Raw genomic sequence first — 21395 nt, forward strand, 5'->3', positions numbered from 1 at the left:
CGGGGTCGCCATGGTGCGCCTCCTCGGCGCGCAGGACCGGCTGCTCGGCGCGATCGAGAAGGAACACCCCGCGGTCAGCGTGCACGTCCGCGGCAACGAGATGACGCTCTCCGGTGAGCCGAGCCAGGTCGCCGCCGCCCGCCGTCTGATCGAAGAATTGCTCGTGATGATCCGCGAGGGCCGTGACCTCGCGCCGGCCGAGGTCGAGTCGAGCGCCCGCATGCTCGGCGAGGACAGCACCTCGAGCCCCTCCGTTCGCCTCGGGCCGCCGATCCTCACCTCACGGGGCAAGAGCATCCGCGCGAAGACGATCGGCCAGAAGGAATACGTCGATGCCATCGACACCGACACGATCGTTTTCGGGATCGGCCCCGCCGGAACCGGCAAGACCTACCTCGCGATGGCGAAGGCTGTCCAGGCCCTGCAGCGCAAGGAGGTCGACCGGATCATCCTCACCCGTCCGGCCGTCGAAGCGGGGGAACGCCTCGGCTTCCTGCCCGGCACCCTGACCGACAAGATCGACCCCTACCTGCGTCCGCTCTACGACGCGCTCGGCGAGATGATGGAGCCGGAACTCCTGCCGAAACTGCTCGCGGCCGGCACGATCGAGGTCGCCCCGCTCGCCTACATGCGCGGCCGCACCCTGAACAACTCCTTCGTCGTCCTCGACGAGGCGCAGAACACCACGCCGGAACAGATGAAGATGTTCCTCACCCGGCTCGGCTTCGGGTCGAAGATGGTCGTCACCGGCGACGTCACCCAGATCGACCTGCCCGCAGGCACGAGCGGGCTGCGCCTGGTGACCCGGGTGCTCGACACGGTCGACGACATCCGCTTCGTGCGCCTGACGAGCGCGGATGTCGTACGCCATTCCCTCGTCGGCAGGATCGTCGACGCGTGGACCGAATACGACGCACTCAGGCAGGCGCAGCGCATCGAAAGCGAACAGGCCCACGAGTTCGTCAAGCGCGGCCCAGAACGACCCGGCGGCATCCGCGACCGCTTTCCGAAACGGAGACCCTCATGAGCATTGAAATCAACAACGAATCCGACATCCCGGTCGACGAGGTCGCGCTCCAGCGCCTCGCGGCCTTCGCCCTCGACACCATGCACGTGCACGCCGACGCCGATCTCGCGATCCTCCTCGTCGACGAGGGCGCGATGGAGCAGTTGCACGTGCAGTGGATGGATGAACCGGGGCCCACCGATGTCCTGAGTTTCCCGATGGACGAACTCAGGCCGGGCACAGAAGACGCCGAAACACCGGCCGGCCTCCTCGGTGACATCGTGCTCTGCCCGCAGGTCGCCCAGGGCCAGGCCGAGACGGCCGGGCACTCGACCCTTGACGAGCTCCTCTTGCTGACCGCGCACGGGATCCTGCACCTTCTCGGCTTCGACCACGCGGAGCCCGACGAGGAGAAGGAAATGTTCGGGATCCAGCGCGACATCCTGATCGGCTTCGCCATGCAGGAACGCCGCCGCGCGCGATGAGCATCGGGTGGTTTCTCGTGGCGGCCATCGTCCTGGTCGCCTTCGGCGGCCTGATGGCCGCCGTCGATTCCGCCATCCTCGCCCTCTCCCGCGTCGACATCGCCGAGCTCGCCGAGACCCACCGGGCGAAACGGTCCCTCCGCGCGATCTCCGCAGACACCGGCGCCCACCTCAATGCGATCAGCTTCATGCGGATCATCGCAGAGACGACCTCCGCGGTGCTCGTGACCCTCGTCTTCGCCACCACGATCGAGCAGCTCTGGCTCGCCCTCGTGCTGTCCGCGGCCCTGATGACGGCCGTGTCGTTCGTTCTCGTGGGCGCGAGTCCGCGCAGCGTCGGCAGGGCGCACCCGGACGGGTTGCTGGCCGGGACCGCGCCGCTCGTGCACTTCCTGCGCGTACTGCTCGGGCCGATCGCGAACGCCCTCGTCGCCCTCGGCAACCGGGTCACCCCGGGGCGCACCCGGCTCGCGACCTTCACCTCGGAAGACCAGCTGCTCAGCATGGTCGACGAGGCCACCGAGCTCGACGTCCTCGAGGAGGACGACCGGGAACTCATCCACTCGATCTTCGAGTTCAACGACACCGTCGTCCGCGAGGTCATGATCCCGCGCACCGACATGGTGACGATGGAGGTCGATGCCTCCCTCGGCGAGGCGATGGGCCTCTTCCTGAGCAAGGGCTTCTCCCGAGTGCCCGTCATCGACGGCGAAGTCGACGATGTCACGGGCATCGTGTACCTCCGCGACGTCGCCCGGCTCGTCTACGAGCGACCGCCGAACATCGAGAGCCTCACCGTCGGCGACCTCGCCCGGCCCGCCGTGTTCGTCCCCGAGTCGAAGAAGGCCGACGAGCTCCTCCGGCAGATGCAGCTCGAGTCTAACCACCTCGCGATGGTCGTCGACGAGTATGGTGGCATAGCGGGCCTGGTCACGCTTGAAGACCTGATCGAAGAACTCGTCGGCGACATTTCCGACGAGTACGACCGTGATGTCGTCGAGGTCGAAGACCTCGGCCACGGCCGGTTCCGGGTCAGCGCCCGGCTCCCGGTCGATGAACTCGGCGAACTGTTCGACCTCGAACTCGACGACGACGAGGTCGATTCGGTCGGCGGACTGCTGGCCAAGGCCCTCGGACGACTGCCCGTTGCCGGGTCGGTCGCACGAACGAGCGGGCTGGTCCTCACCGCGGAACGCACCGAGGGCCGCCGCAAACGGATCAGCACAGTGCTGGTCCAACGAGACGAAGCGCTGATCGAAGTGCAGACCGCATTCCTCGGAGTGACGGACGATGAGGGAGTAAACGGCCATGACCACAGAAAATGAATTCCGGGCGGGGTTCGTGTCGTTCGTCGGCCGACCCAACGTCGGCAAGTCGACCCTCACCAATGCCCTGGTCGGTGAGAAGGTCGCCATCACCTCGTCGAAGCCGCAGACGACCCGGCGGGCCATCCGCGGGATCGTGCACCAGAAGGACGGCCAGCTGATCCTCGTCGACACGCCGGGCATCCACAAGCCGCGGACCCTGCTCGGCGAGCGACTCAACAGCCTCGTCCAGTCCACCCTCGCCGGTGTCGACGTGGTGGGCCTGTGCATCCCCGCCAACGAGCCGATCGGCCCGGGGGACCGCTTCATCAACGAGCAGCTCGACAACTTCCCGCGCGCCCGCAAGGTCGCGATCGTGACCAAGATCGACCTCTCCTCGAAGACGAGCGTCGCGAACCAGCTGCTCGCGGTGTCCGCACTCCGGGACTGGGAAGCGATCGTCCCGATCTCGTCGACGAGCCGCATCCAGCTCGACATCCTCGCCGCCGAGCTCCTGCGCCTCCTGCCGCTCTCCGACGCCCCGCTCTACCCCGCGGATGCCGTCACGGACGAAAGCCTCGAATCGCGCATCTCCGAGTACATCCGTGAGGCGGCGCTCGAGGGCGTCACCGACGAACTGCCGCACTCCATCGCCGTGACGATCGACGACATCATCGAACGCGACGACCAGGAACTCGTCGAGGTCTACGCCAACCTCTTCGTCGAGCGGGACAGCCAGAAAGGCATCATCATCGGCAAGTCAGGCAGCCGGCTCAAGGACGTCGGGGTGCGGGCGCGCAAGCAGATCGAACCCCTCGTCGGCAAGCGGGTCTTCCTGTCCCTCCGGGTCAAGGTCGCCAAGGAATGGCAGCGCGACCCGAAGCAGCTCGGTCGCCTCGGGTTCTAGGGGTTCGTCGCCCTGAACCTTTGCTGGGGACGGGCAGGCCTGCCAGCATCCTTCCCTGAGCTATTGCTCAGAACCCGCGATTTGGCGGGAAGGCCATCCCTCGGAGTGTGAGGGTAGGGAGGGAGGAAACCGAAATGGCCGCATTGCTTGACACCAGCATCGTTGCTGGGCCCGTCGTCGTGGTCCTCTACGTTCTTGCCGGACTCGCCGTCCTCCTCGTGCTCGTCCGCCGGTACAGCGGAATCGTCTTCTTCCGTGTCGCCGCGAGTCTCTCAGCAGGGGCGCTCTTCGGCTGGGTGCTCGCCTGGCTGACGAGCGATGTCTGGGACCTGTTCGGTGTGTCGCTGTCGATGGTGACCCGCGGCTGGGTCGTGGCCGTCTTCGCCGGGATCGGTCTCGCGATCAACAGCCTGACCGGCCGTGGCTGGCGGCGGGGCGTCGCGATCGCCCTGATTCCGCTCTGCCTCCTCGCCGCCGCGGCCGGCATCAACGCCGACTTCGGGCAGTACACCACGGTGCGCGCGGCACTCGGAGTTCCGCTCTACGGAGCACTCGACGTGGGCGCGACCGCCGCAACGGCGAGCAGCGTGGGGGAGACCGCGGGCAGCATCGGCACCGTCACGATTCCGGCAACCGTATCCGGCTTCGACGCCCGCCCGGCCATCGTGTACCTGCCGGCCGCCGCCCGCACGGCACATCCTCCCGTGCTCCCCGTCGTCGTGATGCTCTCCGGCCAGCCGGGAACACCGGCAGACGTCTTCACCGCAGGGAAACTCGACGCGATCCTCGACACGTACGCCGCCGCCCACGCCGGCCAGACGCCCATCGTCGTCGTCCCTGACCAGTTGGGGGCAGCGGACCGCAACCCCATGTGCGTCGACTCCGTGCTCGGCAACAGTGCCAGTTACCTCACTGTCGACGTGCCCGCCTGGATCCGGTCCACCTTCTCGGTCGCCGCAAGCCCCGCCGGGTGGACCATTGCGGGGTTCTCCCAGGGCGGCACCTGTTCCATCCAGCTCGGCGCCGCGCACCCGGAGCTCTTCGGCACCATTCTCGACATCTCAGGCGAGCTCGTGCCCAGGAACGGGGATGCCGCCCACACGATCCAGACCGCGTTCGCCGGCAGTGCCACCGCTTACGCGGCCGCCGCGCCGGCCGCGATCCTCGCTGCGCACGCCCCCTATTCCAACCTGCACATCATCTTCGCCGTCGGGGCAGGTGACACGCGTTTCCTGGCCTGGGCGAACACCCTCGACGCCGCGGCGACCGCGGCCGGCGCAGGCACGGACCTGATCGTCTCGCCAGGGACCGCGCACGACTGGCACACCGTGCAGTTCGCCTGGACGACCGCTTTGCCGCTGATCGCGGCCCGCACCGGACTCGCGGTGACCCCGTGAACGCCATGTCGACGTCCACCGAAGGCTCCCACGGTGCCGGCGGAACAGCCGAAACCGGGTGGCTCTCCCGGGCCGGAGCCGGTCTCGCCGTGACCATCCGGGTCGTCTGGCGACGGCTCAGGACACAGCCGGTGTCCCTCGGCTACGCGCTCATCCTGCTCGTCCTCGCACTCTCGACGGGCATCGTCCAGGGGCCGTCGCGGTGGATCCGGCTCTGGTTCGGGACCGGATACGAGTCGGTCATCGACGGCGGGCACTGGTGGTCGCCGATCACGAGCGTGTTCCTCGTGGACAATCTCGCGGAACTCCTGCTCGCGATCCTCGCGACCCTCGTGGTCCTCGGCTATGCCGAGCATCTCCTCGGCAGTGGCCGAACGGTCATCGCCTTCCTGTCGACGGCCATCCTCGGCACCGGGATCGGTCTCCTGCTCCAGGACGCGGGTGTCGCGAGCGGAGAGATGTGGTCACGGGGCGTCAGCGAACTCTGGGCGCTCGACCCGTTCACGCCGATCTTCGGCACGATCATGGCGGCGAGCAGCTTCGCAGGGCCGCTCTGGCGGCGACGCATTCGCGTATTCACCCTGATGGTTGCCCTCGTGCTCGTGCTCTACTCCGGCCAGCCCTCAGACGTGTACCGCCTTCTCGGGGCCCTCGCCGGTCTCGCGCTCGGGGCCGTCTTCCGGCCCCGGCGGATCGACCTGACCTGGCGCCGCAGTTCGCACCGCGAGACGCGGACACTCCTCGCGTCCGTGCTCGGCATCCTCGCCGTCGGCCCGGTCATCACGATCTTCTCCGGAACGCGCTTCGGCCTCCTCGCTCCGCTCGGACTCCTGCTCACCCAGGGCGTGCCCTCCGTCACCGATGTCGTGGACCGGTGCCTCCTGGGCGATATCACCCGGCAGTGCGTGCACGAACTAACCCTCGAGAGGGTCGCCGGCGTGGGGCCGGTGCTCGTCTCGCTGCTGCCGCTCCTCACCCTTCTTGTCGCCGCCTTCGGAGTCCTGCGGGGCAGACGATTCGCGGCCTGGCTCGCGATCGTCGTGAACACCGGCATGGCCGTTCTCGGCGCCTGGTACTACGGCCTCCTGCCGATCTCCGGCCAGCCGTACGTCTGGCACTGGCGCTCCTTCCAGTACTGGGAGGTCGCCGTCGTGCTCGTCGTGTCGGTGCTGGTTCCGCTTGCAACTGCCGTGCTGATCATCGTGAACCTGCGTCGCTTCCCCGTGCGCAGCAGGCCGGGCAGGCTCCGCCGCTTCTTCGTGACGACCGTGGTCTCCTTCTTCGGCCTCGCGGCCGTGTACGTCATCGGGGGACTCGCGCTCAGCGACCGGTTCACCCCCGCCGTGAACCTCGTGGACCTCGTCAGCGACGTGCCGGAGCGGTTCATTCCCGTCGGATTCCTCCGACTCGAACGACTCTCCTTCCTGCCGACCGACTGGGCGTCGACCTTGCTCTACCAGTGGGTCGGACCGGTGTTCTGGGCGATCGTCATCATCGGGGCGATCCAGTGCATGCGCAGCACCGTCGCCGGCGGCCGGAGCGACGACGCGGCCCGGCTGCGGGCCATCCTCAGCAGGGGCGGTGGAGGCTCCCTCGCATACATGACCACGTGGGAGGGGAACTCACTGTGGTTCAACGCTTCCGGATCGACCGCGATCGCGTATCGCGTGGAGGCCGGCGTCGCCATCACCACGACGGAGCCGGTCGGACCCGTCGAAGACGCCGCGCGGGCGATCGCCGACTTCGCCATCATGTGCGACGACCACGGCTGGGTCCCGGTCTTCTACAGCCTGCACGGCAGCTGGCAGGCGACCTTCGCCCGGATGGGCTGGCAGACCATGGGGATCGGCGAAGAGACGATCCTGAGGCCCCGGACCTGGGACACAACCGGGAAGAAGTGGCAGGACATCCGCTCGTCGATCAACCGGGCGGAACGTGCCGGAGTGCGCGCGGAATGGACGACGTACCGCGCGCTTCCCGTGCTCGAGAACGTGCAGATCTCCGAGATTTCCGAGCTCTGGGTGCAGGAGAAGGAACTCCCCGAACTGGGCTTCACCCTCGGCGGACTCGACGAGCTCCGTGACCCGGCGGTCCGGCTCATGCTGGCGATCGACGAAGGCCAGGTCGTGCACGCGGTGACGAGCTGGCTCCCGAGCTACCGGGACGGGAAGGTGATCGGCTGGACGCTCGACTTCATGCGGCGGCGCCCGGACAGCATGAACGGTGTGATGGAATTCCTGATCGCGCAGACCGCCCGGCAGATGAGCGAACAGCCGGAAATCGAATTCCTGAGCCTCTCCGCGGCCCCGCTCGCCCAGACCGGCGCGGGCGACGGAGACAACCGGGCGTCGAGCCTCGCCTCCCGGTTCATCGACTTCCTCGGGCGCAGCCTGGAGCCCGTCTACGGGTTCCGTTCGCTCCTCGCCTTCAAACGGAAGTTCCAGCCCGAATTCCACCCGCTCTTCATGGCCTACCCCGACCCGGTCGCCCTTCCTGCGATCGGGCTCGCACTTGCACGCGCGTATCTGCCGGCTCTCTCCGTGCGGGAAGCCCTTGCTTTCGCCAGGAGCCTGACCTGACCTGACCTGACCTGACCTGACCTGCCGGGACTACATCGCTCGGAGGATTTCCGGTTCACTCAGGGATGACGTTCCTGCGGCGCCCCCTGGCGGTCCGGCACGGGGTCGTAGGCTGGGAGGATGGTCGAGCCGGGAGTGTCCACGCGTGTCGCACGGTACCGCTGGATCCGTGTGATTCCCCGTCGTTCGCTCGCCCTCGACATCGTCATCGCCGGCCTCTTTTTCCTGCTCCTTCTCCTGGTCGACTCGGGCAGCCCCGCGACCGTCCTCGTCCTGGTCGGGTTCGCTGCGGCGCTCGCGGTGCGCCGGTTCTCGCCGGCCCTGGCCCTCACCCTCGCCTGGCTGGCCGCGACCGGACAGATGCTCGCGGGCGAGCCGGTGCTCGGCGGTGACGTGGCCGTCCTGGCCGTGCTCTACGTCACGGCGGCCTATGCCGGACCGGCCACGCGCAGGGCCGGCCTGATCTCGGTCGCCGTCGGCGCGCTGGTGGCCGGGGTCTACCTCGCGGTCGCACAACGCGGCGTGGGACACCTCGGAACAGTGCTCGCGCAGGGGGACATCGGCGCCCTGGTCTGGTCGACGGCGATGCTGACCTTTGTCAGCCTGGCCGTTCTCGGCCTCTCCTGGACCCTGGGTCTGCTGAAGCGCTCCCGGCAGGCCGCAAGGGACAGCAGATTCACCCAGTACCGCGCCGAGGAGGAGCAGCGCCAGGCCCAGCGTGCCGTGGTCGTCGAACAGGAGCGCAACCGCATCGCCAGGGACATGCACGACGTCGTCGCACACTCGCTTGCCGTGGTGATCGCCCAGGCCGACGGCGCCCGCTACTCGAGGGCGAAGAACCCGGACGCCGTCGACGAGGCGCTCATCACCATTTCCACAACCGCACGGGAGGCCCTCGGAGATGTCCGGATCCTGCTCGCCCGGCTGCGGCAGGACGTGGTCAGCGGACCGCAACCCGTGCTCGCCGACCTCGACCGCCTCGTCGAGCAGATGCGCGGCACGGGACTCGACATCCACTGGACGACGACCGGCACGCCGGCCACGCTCGGCTCCGGCGCCCAGCTCGCCGTCTACCGGATCGTGCAGGAGGCGCTCACCAACGCACTCCGGCACGGTGACACCAGCCGGACCGTGGCTCTCCGACTCGACTGGACCACCGACTGGGTCGCGGTGACGATCAACAATGCCCTCCGGATCGCGCCGTCCACCGTGGCCCCAGGGGTGGCCGGCGTCGGGGAGACGCACGCGGTGGAGATCGGCCACGGCCTGCCCGGCATGCGGGAACGGGCGCTCCTCGCCGGCGGTTCGCTGACCGCAGAGCCCGACGAAGGGTACTTCCGCGTCGCGGCACACCTGCCGGCCATCATGGCGGGGCCCGTCGTGCGTCCGGTCCAGGCCACGGACGTGCGTGCATGAGCGAGGTCGCGGCGGCGGACGCCCCGCGCATCCGTGTCGCCCTGGTCGACGACCAGGCGCTCTTCCGTGCCGGGATCCGGATGCTGGTATCTTCGCAGGCCGACCTCGAGTTCGTCGGCGAGGCGGGCAGCGGCGCCGCTGGCGTCACCATGGCGGCCGCAGTCAGTCCGGACGTGATCCTGATGGACATCCGGATGCCCGTGATGGACGGGATCGACGCGACCGTCGCCATTCTGGCCGCGGCCGAGGCTGCCGGCGTGATGCCGCCGCGCATCGTCGTCCTCACGACCTTCGAACTCGACGAAAGCGCGAGCAGGGCTATCCGGGGCGGGGCGAGCGGCTTCCTGCTCAAGGATGCGGATCCCGAGTTCCTGCTGGCCGCAATCCGTACCGTGCACGCGGGCAACGCCGTCATCGCAGCATCGGCGACCCGCGAACTCTTCGCCCACTTCGACGCGCCGGCCCCCGCGCAGCCGGTGGAACCCGAGGCCTTCGGCACACTGACCAGCCGCGAACGCGACATCTTCGCCCTTGCTGCCCTGGGCCTCAGCAACGCGGAGATCGCGGCGCGTGAATTCCTCAGCGAGGCCACCGTCAAGACGCACATCAGCCGTATCCTCTCCAAGCTCATCCTCCGCGACCGGGTTCAGCTCGTCGTGTATGCCTTCCAGCACGGCCTCACGGAGTAACGAGCGGATGACCCGGTCCGGCCGGTAGTCATCCCCTCGGCATCCGGGATACCTCTGCTGCCCGATGCGGTGAGGGGGGAGCGATTCCTAGCGTTGAAGCATGGAAATCACATCTGCAGAACTCGGCCTCGCGGCCAGAGTCACCAACCTCTGTAAAACCTATGGATCAGCCACCACCTCGGTAACGGCGCTCGACGACGTGTCCATCGGCATCCGTCGTGGCCAGTTCACGGCGATCATGGGACCGAGCGGCTCGGGCAAGTCCACCCTGATGCACATCATGGCGGGACTGGACGAGGCAGGCTCCGGTCGGGTTTGGCTCGGTGATACCGAGATCACCGGCCTGGGCGACTCGGAACTGACGGTCCTGCGCCGCCGCCGGATCGGCTTCATCTTCCAGTCGTTCAACCTCGTCCCGACGCTGGACGTGCGGGGGAACATCACCCTGCCGTTCGCGCTCGACGGGCGGCGGCCGGATGCGGCGGAGAAGGACTGGATCGATCAGCTCACCGACTCCCTCGGCCTCGGCGACCGGCTCAGGCACCGTCCGCACGAGCTGTCCGGTGGCCAGCAACAGCGAGTGGCCATCGCGCGGGCCCTGGCCACCAGGCCCGAGCTGGTCTTCGCCGACGAGCCGACCGGGAACCTCGACTCCCGGAGCGGGCGCGAAGTGCTCACCCTGCTCAAGGCGGCGAGCACCGGCTACGGCCAGAGCATCGCCATGGTCACCCACGACCCCATCGCGGCCAGCTTCGCCGATCGCATCCTCTTCCTCGCGGACGGCAGGGTCGTCGAAGACCGGGAACGGTCCACCGCCGAAGAGATCTCCGGCATCATGCTCGGCATGGAGCAGTGCGCATGAGCGGCAGCGAAACCGCCAGCGCCACCGGGCACGCCGGCCGTGGTGCGAGCCTGGTCGTGGCGGCGCTCGCATCGGCCTTCGGGGTGCTGCTCCTGGAAACGACGAGCGTGCTCGCCACCGTCGTGAGTGGCAATGACGTGTCCCGCATTGCAGCGGTCCGTGCAGCCCTCTCGATCGTCGCATTCCTGTTCATCACGATTGCGGTGTACGTGAGTGCGATCGTGACCACCAACACGGTGGCCACCGTCATCGCCGGTCGGACCCGCACGATCGCGCTCATGCACCTGATCGGGTCGAGCGCGGGTGACCAGCGCCGCGCCGTGGCCCTCGACGGGCTGAAGGTGGGGCTCGCCGGAGCCGTGCTGGGCGCCGCCGCCGGCATCCTGCTGAGTTTCGCCGGTGTCCGGCTTGCCTTCGGCGCCGGGCTGATCCCGGATCTCGGCTACCGTCTCCTCGAGCCCTTGCTCGCCTTGCCCGTCGTCATCGTCGTGTTGTCCACCTGGTGCGCAGCGTGGGTCGGGTCTCGCCGGGTCCTCACCGTGAGCCCGATGCAGGCTGTCGGTGCAGCACAGGAGCGCACGCTCGAAGAGTCGGCTCGGCGCCCGGGCCGCAATGCCTTCGCGATCGTGCTGATGGCCACGGGCGTACTGTTTCTCGCCGGGGGAGTCTGGGCCGGGCAGGTCACGGAGTACGGCGTGCTGCTGGGACTTGCCGGCGGCCTGCTCTCGTTCACCGGCCTTGTGCTCGGGTCGCATCTGATCATGCCGCCCATGTTGAGCCTGGTCGGCCGGTTCCTGGGCGGCAGCGCGCCGGCCCGGCTTGCTGTCGCGAACGCCAGTCAACACCCGGAGCGCAGTGCCCGCACCACTATCGGACTGGTCATCGGGGTGACGCTCATCACCATGTTCGCCGTCGCGGGATCGACCTTCGAAACCATGATGCAGCCGCTGATGGACGACCCGGTGACGCGTGCGGCCGTCTCCGAGACGGTGTCGACCAGCCTCGCCGTGATCTCAGTGCTCGTGGGCTTCAGCGCCCTGATCGCCGCAGTCGGCATGATCAACAACCTGGCACTGAGCGTGCTGCAGCGTTCTCGCGAGATCGGCCTGCTCAGGGCCCTCGGTTTCACCGGCAGGCAGGTTCGCGCGATGATCCTCGCCGAAAGCGTGCAGATGACCGTGGCGGCCGTCACCCTCGGCCTGGTGCTCGGGGTCGCATACGGGTGGGCGGCGGCACAATCACTGTTCGGATCCGTCACCCATGCCGGTCTGGTGGCGCCGTCGATTCCGTGGCTCCTCGTCACCCTCTGCGTGGTCGGTACCGCCGTGCTCACCGTCGGGGCGACGATCCTGCCCGCTCGTCGGGCGGTGTCACTGGCGCCGATTGCGGCCCTCGCCGCCGGGTGAGACCGGTGGTCCTGCGACGGATGCCGCGCCCGCGACGGGAGCGCGGCATCCGTCGACCGCCGCTTCAGACTCTTCTCAGGATGCCGGCCGGAAATCGGTGTTAGCATTCCCTTGTGTTGTTCGGTCAGCTCCTCCTTCGCTGCCGCGACGAGTCCTAATCTGAGGCCTCCCTCGTCGCGGCGTTTGTTGTTGGCTATCCCAACCCCAGCGAGGAGATCACGATCATGAGAAACAACCAGTCCGCATCGACGATGCCGATCCACAAGTACCGTCCGTACCACGAGCAGTTCGCGGTCGACCTGCCCGATCGCACCTGGCCCTCGAAGCACATCGAAGTCGCACCGCGCTGGTGCGCCGTCGACCTGCGTGACGGCAACCAGGCGCTGATCGACCCGATGAGCCCTGAGCGCAAGCGCATCATGTTCGACATGCTCGTGCGCATGGGTTACAAGGAGATCGAGGTCGGCTTCCCGTCGGCCAGCCAGACCGACTTCGATTTCGTGCGCAGCCTCATCGACGAGGATGCCATCCCGGACGACGTCACGATCCAGGTGCTCACCCAGGCGAGGGAACACCTGATCCGGCGCACCTACGAATCGATCGCCGGCGCCAAGCAGGCCATCGTGCACCTCTACAACTCCACGAGCGTGCTGCAGCGCGAGGTCGTCTTCCGCGAGGACAAGCAGGGCATCATCGACATCGCCCTCTTCGGCGCACGCACCTGCCGCGCTCTCGAAGCGACCGTCCCCGGCACGACGATCTACTACGAGTACTCCCCGGAGAGCTACACCGGCACCGAACTCGAATTCGCGGTCGATGTCTGCAACCAGGTCATCGCCGTCCTCGAGCCGACCCCGGAGCGGAAGGTCATCATCAACCTGCCTGCGACCGTCGAAATGGCCAGTCCCAACGTCTACGCCGACTCGATCGAGTGGATGTCCCGGCACCTCGACCAGCGTGAGAACGTCCTGATCTCCCTGCACCCGCACAACGACCGCGGCACCGCGATCGCGGCGGCGGAGCTCGGCTACCTCGCCGGCGCAGACCGGATCGAAGGCTGCCTCTTCGGCAACGGCGAACGGACCGGCAACGTCGACCTCGTCGCCCTCGGCATCAACCTGTTCACCCAGGGCATCGACCCGCAGATCGACTTCGGCAACATCGACGAGGTCAAGCGCACCGCCGAATACTGCAACCAGCTGCCCGTTCCCGAACGCAGTCCCTGGGCAGGAGACCTCGTCTTCACCGCCTTCAGCGGGTCGCACCAGGACGCCATCAAGAAGGGCTTTGAAGCCATGGCGGCGGATGCCGCGGCGCAGGGCCGATCCGTCGACGAACTCCAGTGGGCGGTTCCCTACCTGCCGGTGGACCCGAAGGACCTCGGTCGCAGCTACGAAGCCGTGATCCGGGTCAACTCGCAGTCCGGCAAGGGCGGCGTCGCTTACCTGCTCAAGACCGACCACTCCCTCGACCTGCCCCGCAAGCTCCAGATCGAGTTTTCCGGGGTCGTCCAGTCCAAGACGGATGCCGAGGGCGGCGAGGTCACGAGCGAGCAGATCTGGGAGATCTTCAACGACGAGTACCTGCCGAGTTCCAGTGGGCAGCCCGACGACAAGTGGGGCCGGTTCGAACTGTTCTCCACGCGGACCTCGAGCGATCTGGGCGGCCGTGTCGACCTCACGGTCGACCTCCGGGACGACGACGGAGTCGAGCGCGTCGAGGGGGCCGGCAATGGTCCGATCGCCGCGTTCCTGGGAATCATGGCCGAGCGCGGCATCGCGATCACGCTCTACGACTACGTCGAACACGCCATGTCCGCCGGCGGAGACGCCCTGGCTGCGTCCTACGTCGAACTCGACGTCAACGGCCGGCGCTACTGGGGTGTCGGCATCGACGCCGATATCTCGACCGCCTCGCTGAAGGCCGTCGTCTCCGCGGTCAACCGCGGCATCCGTGCGGTGGCAGGCGACCTCGCCCTGGCGGGTGTTCCGGCCTAGGAACCGGCTCGATCAGCGGGAAGGCAGGTATCCGGTGGCCTCGACTCCCACTGAGTCCCGACGTTCTCGGACGGTCACGGATCGCCTCTATTCCGTCGGAGTGGGCATCAAGGGCATCGACGGCGTGATCGAACTCGCCGCCGGACTCGTGTTGTGGGTGTCACCCGCCCTCGTCCACGCCCTGCTCGCGGGAGTAGCGGGCGAGGCGGGGGAGGGCGACTCCTCCGCCATGCGCTTCCTGGCGCAGTACGTAGCCCGGCTGGATTCCGAGCTTGCCGCAACGGGAGCCGGCTTCCTGATCGCCTTCCTCATCACCCACGGAGCCGTGAAGGTGGCTCTCGTCTACTGCCTCCTGCGCAAATGGCACCGGGCCTATCCGTACGCGCTGGGGATCCTGATCGCCTTCCTCGGCTACCAGCTCTACGCCTTCGTCCTCCGCCCCACAGTGGGCATGGCCGTCATCACCGCGCTCGATGCCGCAATCGTCGTTCTCGTCTACCGCGAATACCGTGAACTCAATCCGCGAACCGCCCGGCAGGTCTGATTCTCAGCGCCCCTGGACGATAGCGCCCCTTGACGATACGGATCCATGGGATGTGAGTCGGGGCATGCGAATCGGGGCGATCCGCCCAACGGCGGATCGCCCCGATCGCTGTGGTTTCTTAACTGCGTTCAACTGCACATCCGAAGGGCTGGTTTCTTTCCGGATTCAGCTGTGAACACGCACCCCTGCGGGACGTGTCTCGGCCGGTCGCTCGACTACCGACGTCGCCATCTGCGCCGGCTGCGTCGAAACAAGCACACGCGTCGCATCGTCGATCACCCCGGACAGCAACTCGAACAGGCGGTCGTCGGGATTCGGGGTGCATGCCTCAGCAATACCCTGAACCGAGACCCGGATGATCGTCTCCGCCGTGCGATCGGTGAACTTGGTACGCGACCATGCCCCCATGGAGGAGATGAACTCGCGCGCCCACCGCTCGGTCTCCGGCGCCGCGTCGAACGCGGTGCGGATACGGGCCTCGAGTCCTTCGGGCAACTCGCCATCGAGCCCCTCCAGCTGGCGCTCGCAATTCAGGATCCCGACGGCAAGCGCACGCTGGTGATCCGAGCTGCTCACGGGAAGCGCCGCGGTCGCGGCCCTGACCGCGATCAGTAGCCGCACCCGGGGGTTGTCGCCCTTGAGGCCGATGACCGACGGGATCAGGGGCACCAGGCGGGCCCGGGAACTGTCCGAGGTGCAGTCGTTGACCATGCGGGCGAGGGAGGCGACCAGGGGGTGCGTGCACGCCGGATGGTCACTCCACGCTTCGCCTGCGAGGTAGGACGCGAACTCCATGAAGCAGGCACCGGAGCGCGGCGTGCGGTGTTTGCCGCGGGACAGGACCGGCATCAGGCTGGGCACCGGCATCGGATCGGGCGAGTTGCCCTTCAGCATATTCATGGATCCTCCAGACAAGTGAGTACTCCTCACTAGTGTCTCCCCGCGGGCCCACAAATGCGAGAGGGAATCCCGCCGATTTCTCCGTCCCTCCCACGCCGTCTGGGTGGGCCCAACTCCCGCACATTCCCGCCCTGCAGCTGCGGTGCCGCGGAATTCCGAGCTCCGGACCTGGTCGGGGGATTCAGTCGTGGGTGCGACGGCGGCGGAGCGTTGCGGGGCGCACGCGACGCCGCCAACGCGGCCAGCTGCCGATCGCACGCTGTTCTGGCAGGCTCCAGCCGTACCGGGCCGCGAGGATCCGCATCACCGTGGTCACGATCACGCAGGCGATCGCGGCGATGGTGATGTCCACGTGCAGTTCGAAAAGCACGACGAGGAGCGCGCTACCGAATCCGGCGGCCATGGCGTAGAACGAACCGACGTGCATGACGGCGATCGGAACGTTGAGCATCATGTCCCGGAGCGCCGAGCCGCCGACGGCCGTGATCACGCCCACGAACAGCGACGGAATCTCCGGGAGGCCGTGCGCGAGCGCCTTGCTCGTCCCGAGAGCGGCGAACAGGCCGATCGTCACAGCGTCGAGCGCGATGATGAACGGGCCGAGGCGGTTGAAGAGGCTCTGCAACAGCATGCCCAGGAGAGCGGATCCGCCTGCGATCGGCAGGTACCAGTTGCTCTGCAGGGCAGCGGGCACCCCGCCGAGCAGGATATCGCGCAGGAGTCCGCCGCCGAGGCCGACAGTGACACCGATGATCGCAATGCCGAGCAGGTCGAAGCGGCGATCGGTGAATCGCCCGGCGAACATGGCCCCCTGGATCGCGCCGATGGCGACCGCCGTCAGGTCGATCCAGAGCGGGATCGTGAACAGGATGGGAGGCACCCTCCAATGAAACCATCCGCCGCGGGGTTTCCTGACCGTCGACAGGCGCGTGGAGGCAGGAACCGCTCGACCGGCGCGTCGGCCGGGACCGGACCCACAAAGCCCGCTCGGGTGGGAGAATAGGACGTGCCTGTTTACCGTGATGAAGCCGTCGTGCTGCGCACCCACAAACTGGGTGAAGCCGACCGGATCGTCACCATGCTCACCCGCCAGCACGGCAAGGTCCGTGCCGTCGCCAAAGGCGTCCGCCGCACGGCCTCCAAATTCGGGGCCAGGCTCGAACCGTTCATGGTGGCGGATGTGCAGCTCTACGAGGGCCGCAGTCTCGACATCGTCACCCAGGCCGAGTCGATCGGCTCATACGGCGCCCTGATCTCCGGCGACTACGCCAGTTACACCGCGGCGAGCGCCATGGTCGAGACCGCAGACAAGCTCACGGAGGCCGAGGGGTCCCTGCAGCAGTACCTGCTCCTGGTCGGGGCCCTGCGCTCCCTCTCCCGGATGGAACACGGCGCGAGCCTCACCCTCGACTCCTACCTGCTGCGTGCCCTGTCGATGGCCGGCTGGGCGCCGAGCTTCCAGGGCTGCGCGCGCTGCGGCGCACTCGGCGATCACTCCGCGCTCGTCGTGCAAGTCGGCGGAATCGTCTGCGACGACTGCGCGGCCCCCGGGTCGCCCCGGCTGGACAAGGCGACCATCCTGCTCCTCGGCTCCCTGCTCGCCGGGGACTGGGACCAGGCCGAATCCATGCCAGAGCAGACCAGGAACCAGGCCAACGGAGTCGTCGCCGCATACACGCAGTGGCACCTCGGCCGGGGCCTCCGATCCTTGGAGCACGTCAGTCGATGACCCCGAAGCCGTTCACGCACAAGGACGCCATGCCCTTCCGACCGCTCGAATGGACCGGCCAGTACCCGCCGGCGCTGCCGGCGAAGGTCGTTCCCGAGCACGTCGCGATCGTCATGGACGGCAACGGCCGCTGGGCGAACGCGCGCGGACTCCCGCGGGTCGAAGGCCACAAGGCCGGCGAGGCCGCGCTCCTCGACGTCGTCGCCGGCGCCATCCAGATCGGCGTCAAGCACCTGAGTGTCTACGCCTTCTCGACAGAGAACTGGAAACGTTCCCCTGACGAGGTCCGCTTCCTGATGGGCTTCAACAGGGACGTGCTGCACCGGCGCCGCGACCAGCTCAACGACTGGGGCGTGCGCGTGCGCTGGGCTGGCCGCAAGCCGCGCCTGTGGGCATCCGTCATCAACGAACTGCAGTACGCCGAGCGCCTCACGGCGGGCAACACCGGACTCACCCTGACGATGTGCGTCAACTACGGCGGGCGCACCGAGATCACGGATGCCGTCCGCGCGCTGGCCGAGGAGGTCGCCGCCGGCCGGTTGAAGCCTTCCGGAATCACCGAGAAGGCGATCCAGCGCCAGCTCTACACGGCAGACCTCCCGGACGTCGACCTTTTCGTGCGGAGCTCGGGGGAGCAGCGCACGAGCAACTTCCTGCTCTGGCAGAGCGCATACGCCGAGATGGTCTTCCTCGACACCCTCTGGCCTGACTTCGGCAGGGCGGAGCTGTGGCATGCCATCGAGCTCTACGCCGCCCGCAACCGCCGCTACGGCGGGGCGGTCGACACCCCAAGCGTTTGATCCACTCACGCGGCAGGGGGAATAGATCGGGGGACCGGCGGCTTGGACCGGGTGTGAGCGAAACTATCAAGGTCGACATCTGGTCCGACGTGCAGTGCCCCTGGTGCTACATCGGAAAGCGCAAGTTCGAGGCAGGGGCCGCCCTCTTCGACGGCTCGGTCGAGGTCGAATACCACAGCTTCGAGCTGGCCCCCGATACCCCGGTCGACTTCGCCGGCAGTCCCATCGATTACCTGAGCGAGCGCAAGGGTATCCCCGTCGCCCAGGTCACCGAGATGCTCGCCCGCGTGACTGGAATCGCTGAGAGCGTCGGCCTGCACTACGACTACGACTCGGTGCACCAGACCAACACCGTCATATCCCACGAGCTGCTGCACTACGCCAAGGCCCACGGTCGCCAGCTCGACATGAAGGAACGCCTGCTCAAGGCCTACTTCGTCGACGGAAGGCACGTCGGTCGCATCGAAGACCTCGCGGACCTCGCCGCCGAAATCGGACTCGACCGAGCGGATGTCGTCCGCGCGTTGACCGCCCACGACTATCTCGCCGACGTGAAGGCGGACGTAGCCCAGGCAAATGCCTACGGAATCCAGGGCGTCCCGTTCTTCGTGATCGACGGGAAGTACGGCATCTCCGGGGCCCAGGACCCCGAGGCCTTCGCCGGCGCACTCCGCCAGGCCCAGGCCGACCAGAACGAGGCCGCAGGAACGACCGCAGCAGCAGGGGAGGACCGTTGATGACCGATGCCAGCGTCGTCCCCGCCGTCCCCGTCACCGCGGCCCCGGCACCGCGCGTCACCCCGTTCATCCAGCTCCTCGGCCAGTCCGGCGCCGGGAGCTGCGAGGGCGATTCCTGCGGAATCTAGGCCTCGATCGGTGCGGGTCGCTCCCACGGGTCAGCAGGGCCGCCCGCATCTGGGAGAATTGAACCAATGACTCCTGAACTCACCGCTTCGCGCACGGACCCGTCGCCGGTCCCCGCGCTGCGGATCGGCCCGCTCACGCTCGACGTGCCCGTCGTCCTCGCACCGATGGCCGGCATCACCAACACCGCGTTCCGCCGGCTCTGCCGGGAATTCGGCGCCGGGCTCTATGTGAGTGAAATGATCACCTCGCGCGCGCTCGTCGAGCGCACCCCGGGCTCGATGCGCCTCATCGACCACCACGAGAGTGAGACCACCCGCTCCATCCAGCTCTACGGGGTCGACCCGAAGACCATCGGCGAAGCTGTCACGATGCTCGTCTCCGAGGACCGCGCAGACCACATCGACCTCAACTTCGGCTGCCCGGTCCCCAAGGTGACGCGCAAGGGCGGCGGAGCCGCCCTGCCCTGGAAGCTCGGCCTCTTTCGGAGCATCGTCGAGGCCGCGGTGAACGCGGCAGGCGCCGTTCCGGTCACGATCAAGATGCGCAAGGGCATCGACTCCGACCACCTCACCTACCTCGAGGCAGCGAGGGCAGCAGAAGGCGCCGGCGTTTCCGCCATAGCACTGCACGCGCGCACGGCGTCCGACTACTATTCCGGGCAGGCGGACTGGACGGCGATCGCGACCCTCAAGCAGGCCATCACGAGTGTCCCCGTGCTCGGCAACGGCGACATCTGGTCGGCCCAGGACGCGGTTCGCATGGTCGCGGAAACCGGCTGCGACGGCGTCGTCGTCGGCCGAGGCTGCCTCGGCCGGCCCTGGCTGTTCGGCGATCTCGCGGCGGCCTTCGGTCCGGCAGAGGGTGCCGGGGCCGCACTCATCCAGCCGAACCTCGGCGTCGTGGCAGACACCTTCCGTCGGCATGCCGAACTGCTCACCGAATTCTTCGACAGCGAGGAACGTGCCTGCCGCGACGTGCGCAAGCACGTGGCCTGGTACTTCAAGGGCTACTCGGTCGGCGGCGAACTGCGGGCCAGCCTTGCCTCCGTGGTCTCCCTCGCCCAGCTCGACGACCTTCTCGGCACCCTCGACCCGACCCAGGAGTACCCGGGCATCGGCGCGGAGGGTCCCCGCGGCCGGGCAGGCAGCCCCAAGAAGACCAGCCTGCCCGAGCACTGGCTCGACTCGCAGGAACTCGTCGGCTCCGAACGCGCTCGGCTCACCGAGGGCGAAGGGGACACCAGCGGTGGCTAACCGATCGGGGTACACGAGCTTCGACGAGGAACGCTACTTCCCGGAGGAACACAGCTCACGCCGCAGCGACTTCGCGCGCGACCGCGCCCGGCTGCTGCACTCGAGCGCCCTCCGCCGCCTCGCCGCAAAGACCCAGGTGCTGAGCCCGACCGCCGGACTCGATTTCGCCAGGAACCGGCTCACCCACTCCCTCGAGGTCGCGCAGATCGGACGCGAGCTCGCCCAACGCCTCGGCCTCGACCCCGACGTCGTCGACACTGCCTGCCTCGCGCACGACATCGGGCATCCTCCGTTCGGCCACAACGGCGAGAAGGCGCTCAACGCCTGGTCCCTCGACATCGGCGGGTTCGAGGGCAACGCCCAGACGCTGCGCCTGCTCACCCGGCTCGAACCGAAGGTCTTCGGCCCCGACGGCCGCAGCTACGGGCTCAACCTCACCCGCGCGAGCCTCGACGCGAGCTGCAAGTACCCGTGGCCCGCCGGCGAATCCGTGTCCGACCCGAGCGGCCGCGCCAAATTCGGGTACTACCCCGACGACCTGCCCGCTTTCGCGTGGATGCGCACCGACGCCCCCGACCGGATGCTGTGCATCGAAGCCGAGGTCATGGACCTCTCCGACGACATCGCCTACTCCGTGCACGACTTCGAGGATGCCGTCGTCAACGGCTACCTCGACCTCGCCGCCCTGAACGGCCGCGCGAGCACCGAGCTCGTCTCCTCGATGCACGCCTGGATCGGCGGCGCCGTCTCCCACGCCGACCTCGCGGCGGCATACGACCGCCTCGGCGCCCTCGACTCCTGGCTGCGCGGCTGGACGGCAGGGCGGCGTGACCAGGGTCGGCTCAAGAACCTGACGAGCCAGCTCATCGGTCGTTTCTCCGGAGCAGCCGTCTATGCCACCCGCCAGGCCTACCCGGCCGAGCGCATCGCGCGCTTCGGCGCCCACGTCGTGGTGCCGCCGAATATCGCAGCCGAGATCGCCGTGCTCAAGGGCGTCGTCGCTGCCTTCGTGATGTCGAAGAACACCCGGCAGCCGATCTACCAGCAGCAGCGCCAGGTCCTGACGCTGCTCGCCGACCGGTTGCTCGCCACCGGCGACGAACACCTCGACGCCGGCTCGAAGGAAGACTTCCACGCCGCCGCGGACGATGCCGCCCGCAAGCGCGTCGTCGTCGACCAGGTCGCGAGCCTCACCGACCAGTCCGCGCTCGCGTGGTACGAACGCCTGATCCAGAACTGAGCCTGTGCAGAACCC

20 protein-coding genes are annotated in these 21395 nt (G+C 68.0%); 18 read left to right on the forward strand and 2 right to left on the reverse strand.

Features of this window, described 5'->3' with window-relative positions:
• The first annotated feature begins 10 nt into the window (after positions 1-10).
• From RHM57_RS06635 to RHM57_RS06690, 12 genes are all read left to right on the forward strand, one after another.
• Complete coding sequence (locus RHM57_RS06635; RefSeq protein WP_134446126.1) at positions 11-1027, forward strand: PhoH family protein; 1017 nt, start codon at positions 11-13, stop codon at positions 1025-1027.
• Positions 1024-1491 (forward strand): rRNA maturation RNase YbeY, encoded by a 468-nt coding sequence (gene ybeY, locus RHM57_RS06640; protein WP_134446053.1) that lies wholly within the window; start codon positions 1024-1026, stop codon positions 1489-1491. Before RHM57_RS06635 ends, ybeY begins: the two co-directional genes overlap by 4 nt.
• Positions 1488-2816, forward strand: a complete 1329-nt coding sequence (locus tag RHM57_RS06645) for a hemolysin family protein (protein WP_322135909.1) — start codon at positions 1488-1490, stop codon at positions 2814-2816. The genes ybeY and RHM57_RS06645 overlap by 4 nt, the downstream gene beginning before the upstream one ends.
• Positions 2800-3702, forward strand: coding sequence for a GTPase Era (era, locus tag RHM57_RS06650; RefSeq protein WP_134446051.1), 903 nt, complete (start codon positions 2800-2802; stop codon positions 3700-3702). Before RHM57_RS06645 ends, era begins: the two co-directional genes overlap by 17 nt.
• A 134-nt stretch (positions 3703-3836) precedes the next feature.
• Positions 3837-5099, forward strand: coding sequence for an alpha/beta hydrolase (locus tag RHM57_RS06655; protein ID WP_134446050.1), 1263 nt, complete (start codon positions 3837-3839; stop codon positions 5097-5099).
• A 5-nt stretch (positions 5100-5104) separates the two neighbouring features.
• On the forward strand, positions 5105-7678 hold the full coding sequence (locus tag RHM57_RS06660) for a bifunctional lysylphosphatidylglycerol flippase/synthetase MprF (protein WP_134446049.1): 2574 nt from the start codon (positions 5105-5107) through the stop codon (positions 7676-7678).
• Positions 7679-7798: 120 nt separating this feature from the next.
• Positions 7799-9094, forward strand: coding sequence for a sensor histidine kinase (locus tag RHM57_RS06665; protein ID WP_322135907.1), 1296 nt, complete (start codon positions 7799-7801; stop codon positions 9092-9094).
• A complete protein-coding gene (locus RHM57_RS06670; protein ID WP_134446047.1) occupies positions 9091-9783 on the forward strand; it encodes a response regulator in 693 nt (230 codons plus the stop codon). The genes RHM57_RS06665 and RHM57_RS06670 overlap by 4 nt, the downstream gene beginning before the upstream one ends.
• A gap of 100 nt (positions 9784-9883) precedes the next feature.
• Complete coding sequence (locus RHM57_RS06675) at positions 9884-10645, forward strand: ABC transporter ATP-binding protein (RefSeq protein ID WP_134446046.1); 762 nt, start codon at positions 9884-9886, stop codon at positions 10643-10645.
• Positions 10642-12051 (forward strand): ABC transporter permease, encoded by a 1410-nt coding sequence (locus RHM57_RS06680; RefSeq protein WP_322135906.1) that lies wholly within the window; start codon positions 10642-10644, stop codon positions 12049-12051. The genes RHM57_RS06675 and RHM57_RS06680 overlap by 4 nt, the downstream gene beginning before the upstream one ends.
• A 224-nt stretch (positions 12052-12275) precedes the next feature.
• Positions 12276-14048 (forward strand): 2-isopropylmalate synthase, encoded by a 1773-nt coding sequence (gene leuA / locus RHM57_RS06685; RefSeq protein WP_134446044.1) that lies wholly within the window; start codon positions 12276-12278, stop codon positions 14046-14048.
• Between the two features lie 100 nt (positions 14049-14148).
• Positions 14149-14592: a DUF2127 domain-containing protein gene (locus tag RHM57_RS06690; RefSeq protein WP_166791039.1), complete on the forward strand. Its 444-nt coding sequence runs from the start codon at positions 14149-14151 to the stop codon at positions 14590-14592.
• A gap of 165 nt (positions 14593-14757) precedes the next feature.
• Here RHM57_RS06690 and RHM57_RS06695 read toward each other — a convergent pair whose 3' ends face one another.
• Together RHM57_RS06695 and RHM57_RS06700 are read right to left on the reverse strand one after the other, a co-directional pair.
• Positions 14758-15492, reverse strand: a complete 735-nt coding sequence (locus RHM57_RS06695) for a hypothetical protein (protein WP_198413475.1) — start codon at positions 15490-15492, stop codon at positions 14758-14760.
• A gap of 181 nt (positions 15493-15673) precedes the next feature.
• A complete protein-coding gene (locus RHM57_RS06700) occupies positions 15674-16372 on the reverse strand; it encodes a trimeric intracellular cation channel family protein (protein WP_134446042.1) in 699 nt (232 codons plus the stop codon).
• A gap of 126 nt (positions 16373-16498) precedes the next feature.
• Between RHM57_RS06700 and recO the strand changes: the two genes are divergently transcribed.
• From recO to RHM57_RS06730, 6 genes are all read left to right on the forward strand, one after another.
• Positions 16499-17221: a DNA repair protein RecO gene (gene recO / locus RHM57_RS06705; protein WP_134446041.1), complete on the forward strand. Its 723-nt coding sequence runs from the start codon at positions 16499-16501 to the stop codon at positions 17219-17221.
• Entirely contained in the window at positions 17218-18021 is an 804-nt protein-coding gene (locus RHM57_RS06710) for an isoprenyl transferase (protein ID WP_322135903.1), read from the forward strand. The genes recO and RHM57_RS06710 overlap by 4 nt, the downstream gene beginning before the upstream one ends.
• Before the next feature lie 53 nt (positions 18022-18074).
• Entirely contained in the window at positions 18075-18758 is a 684-nt protein-coding gene (locus tag RHM57_RS06715) for a DsbA family oxidoreductase (protein ID WP_134446039.1), read from the forward strand.
• On the forward strand, positions 18758-18886 hold the full coding sequence (locus tag RHM57_RS06720) for a hypothetical protein (protein ID WP_277612969.1): 129 nt from the start codon (positions 18758-18760) through the stop codon (positions 18884-18886). Before RHM57_RS06715 ends, RHM57_RS06720 begins: the two co-directional genes overlap by 1 nt.
• 66 nt (positions 18887-18952) lie before the next feature.
• Entirely contained in the window at positions 18953-20140 is a 1188-nt protein-coding gene (gene dusB / locus RHM57_RS06725; RefSeq protein WP_134558464.1) for a tRNA dihydrouridine synthase DusB, read from the forward strand.
• Positions 20133-21380 carry a deoxyguanosinetriphosphate triphosphohydrolase gene (locus tag RHM57_RS06730; protein WP_241975263.1) on the forward strand — a complete coding sequence of 416 codons (1248 nt, stop codon included), beginning with the start codon at positions 20133-20135 and terminating at the stop codon, positions 21378-21380. The genes dusB and RHM57_RS06730 overlap by 8 nt, the downstream gene beginning before the upstream one ends.
• The last annotated feature ends 15 nt before the right edge of the window (positions 21381-21395 follow it).

Origin of the sequence: Cryobacterium sp. 10S3, from assembly GCF_034344045.1 — a bacterium.
Lineage (GTDB): Bacteria > Actinomycetota > Actinomycetes > Actinomycetales > Microbacteriaceae > Cryobacterium > Cryobacterium glucosi.

Bases quoted from the DNA above. Each gene is read 5' to 3' on its own strand.
- RHM57_RS06635 (WP_134446126.1), top strand. From the start codon at position 11: ATGGTGCGCCTCCTCGGCGCGCAGGACCGGCTGCTCGGCGCGATCGAG.
- dusB (WP_134558464.1), top strand. From the start codon at position 18,953: ATGACTCCTGAACTCACCGCTTCGCGCACGGACCCGTCGCCGGTCCCC.
- RHM57_RS06710 (WP_322135903.1), top strand. From the start codon at position 17,218: ATGACCCCGAAGCCGTTCACGCACAAGGACGCCATGCCCTTCCGACCG.
- leuA (WP_134446044.1), top strand. From the start codon at position 12,276: ATGAGAAACAACCAGTCCGCATCGACGATGCCGATCCACAAGTACCGT.
- RHM57_RS06670 (WP_134446047.1), top strand. From the start codon at position 9,091: ATGAGCGAGGTCGCGGCGGCGGACGCCCCGCGCATCCGTGTCGCCCTG.
- RHM57_RS06665 (WP_322135907.1), top strand. From the start codon at position 7,799: ATGGTCGAGCCGGGAGTGTCCACGCGTGTCGCACGGTACCGCTGGATC.
- RHM57_RS06645 (WP_322135909.1), top strand. From the start codon at position 1,488: ATGAGCATCGGGTGGTTTCTCGTGGCGGCCATCGTCCTGGTCGCCTTC.
- RHM57_RS06720 (WP_277612969.1), top strand. From the start codon at position 18,758: ATGACCGATGCCAGCGTCGTCCCCGCCGTCCCCGTCACCGCGGCCCCG.
- RHM57_RS06695 (WP_198413475.1), bottom strand. From the start codon at position 15,492: ATGAATATGCTGAAGGGCAACTCGCCCGATCCGATGCCGGTGCCCAGC.
- RHM57_RS06655 (WP_134446050.1), top strand. From the start codon at position 3,837: ATGGCCGCATTGCTTGACACCAGCATCGTTGCTGGGCCCGTCGTCGTG.
- era (WP_134446051.1), top strand. From the start codon at position 2,800: ATGACCACAGAAAATGAATTCCGGGCGGGGTTCGTGTCGTTCGTCGGC.
- RHM57_RS06680 (WP_322135906.1), top strand. From the start codon at position 10,642: ATGAGCGGCAGCGAAACCGCCAGCGCCACCGGGCACGCCGGCCGTGGT.
- ybeY (WP_134446053.1), top strand. From the start codon at position 1,024: ATGAGCATTGAAATCAACAACGAATCCGACATCCCGGTCGACGAGGTC.
- RHM57_RS06660 (WP_134446049.1), top strand. From the start codon at position 5,105: ATGTCGACGTCCACCGAAGGCTCCCACGGTGCCGGCGGAACAGCCGAA.
- RHM57_RS06675 (WP_134446046.1), top strand. From the start codon at position 9,884: ATGGAAATCACATCTGCAGAACTCGGCCTCGCGGCCAGAGTCACCAAC.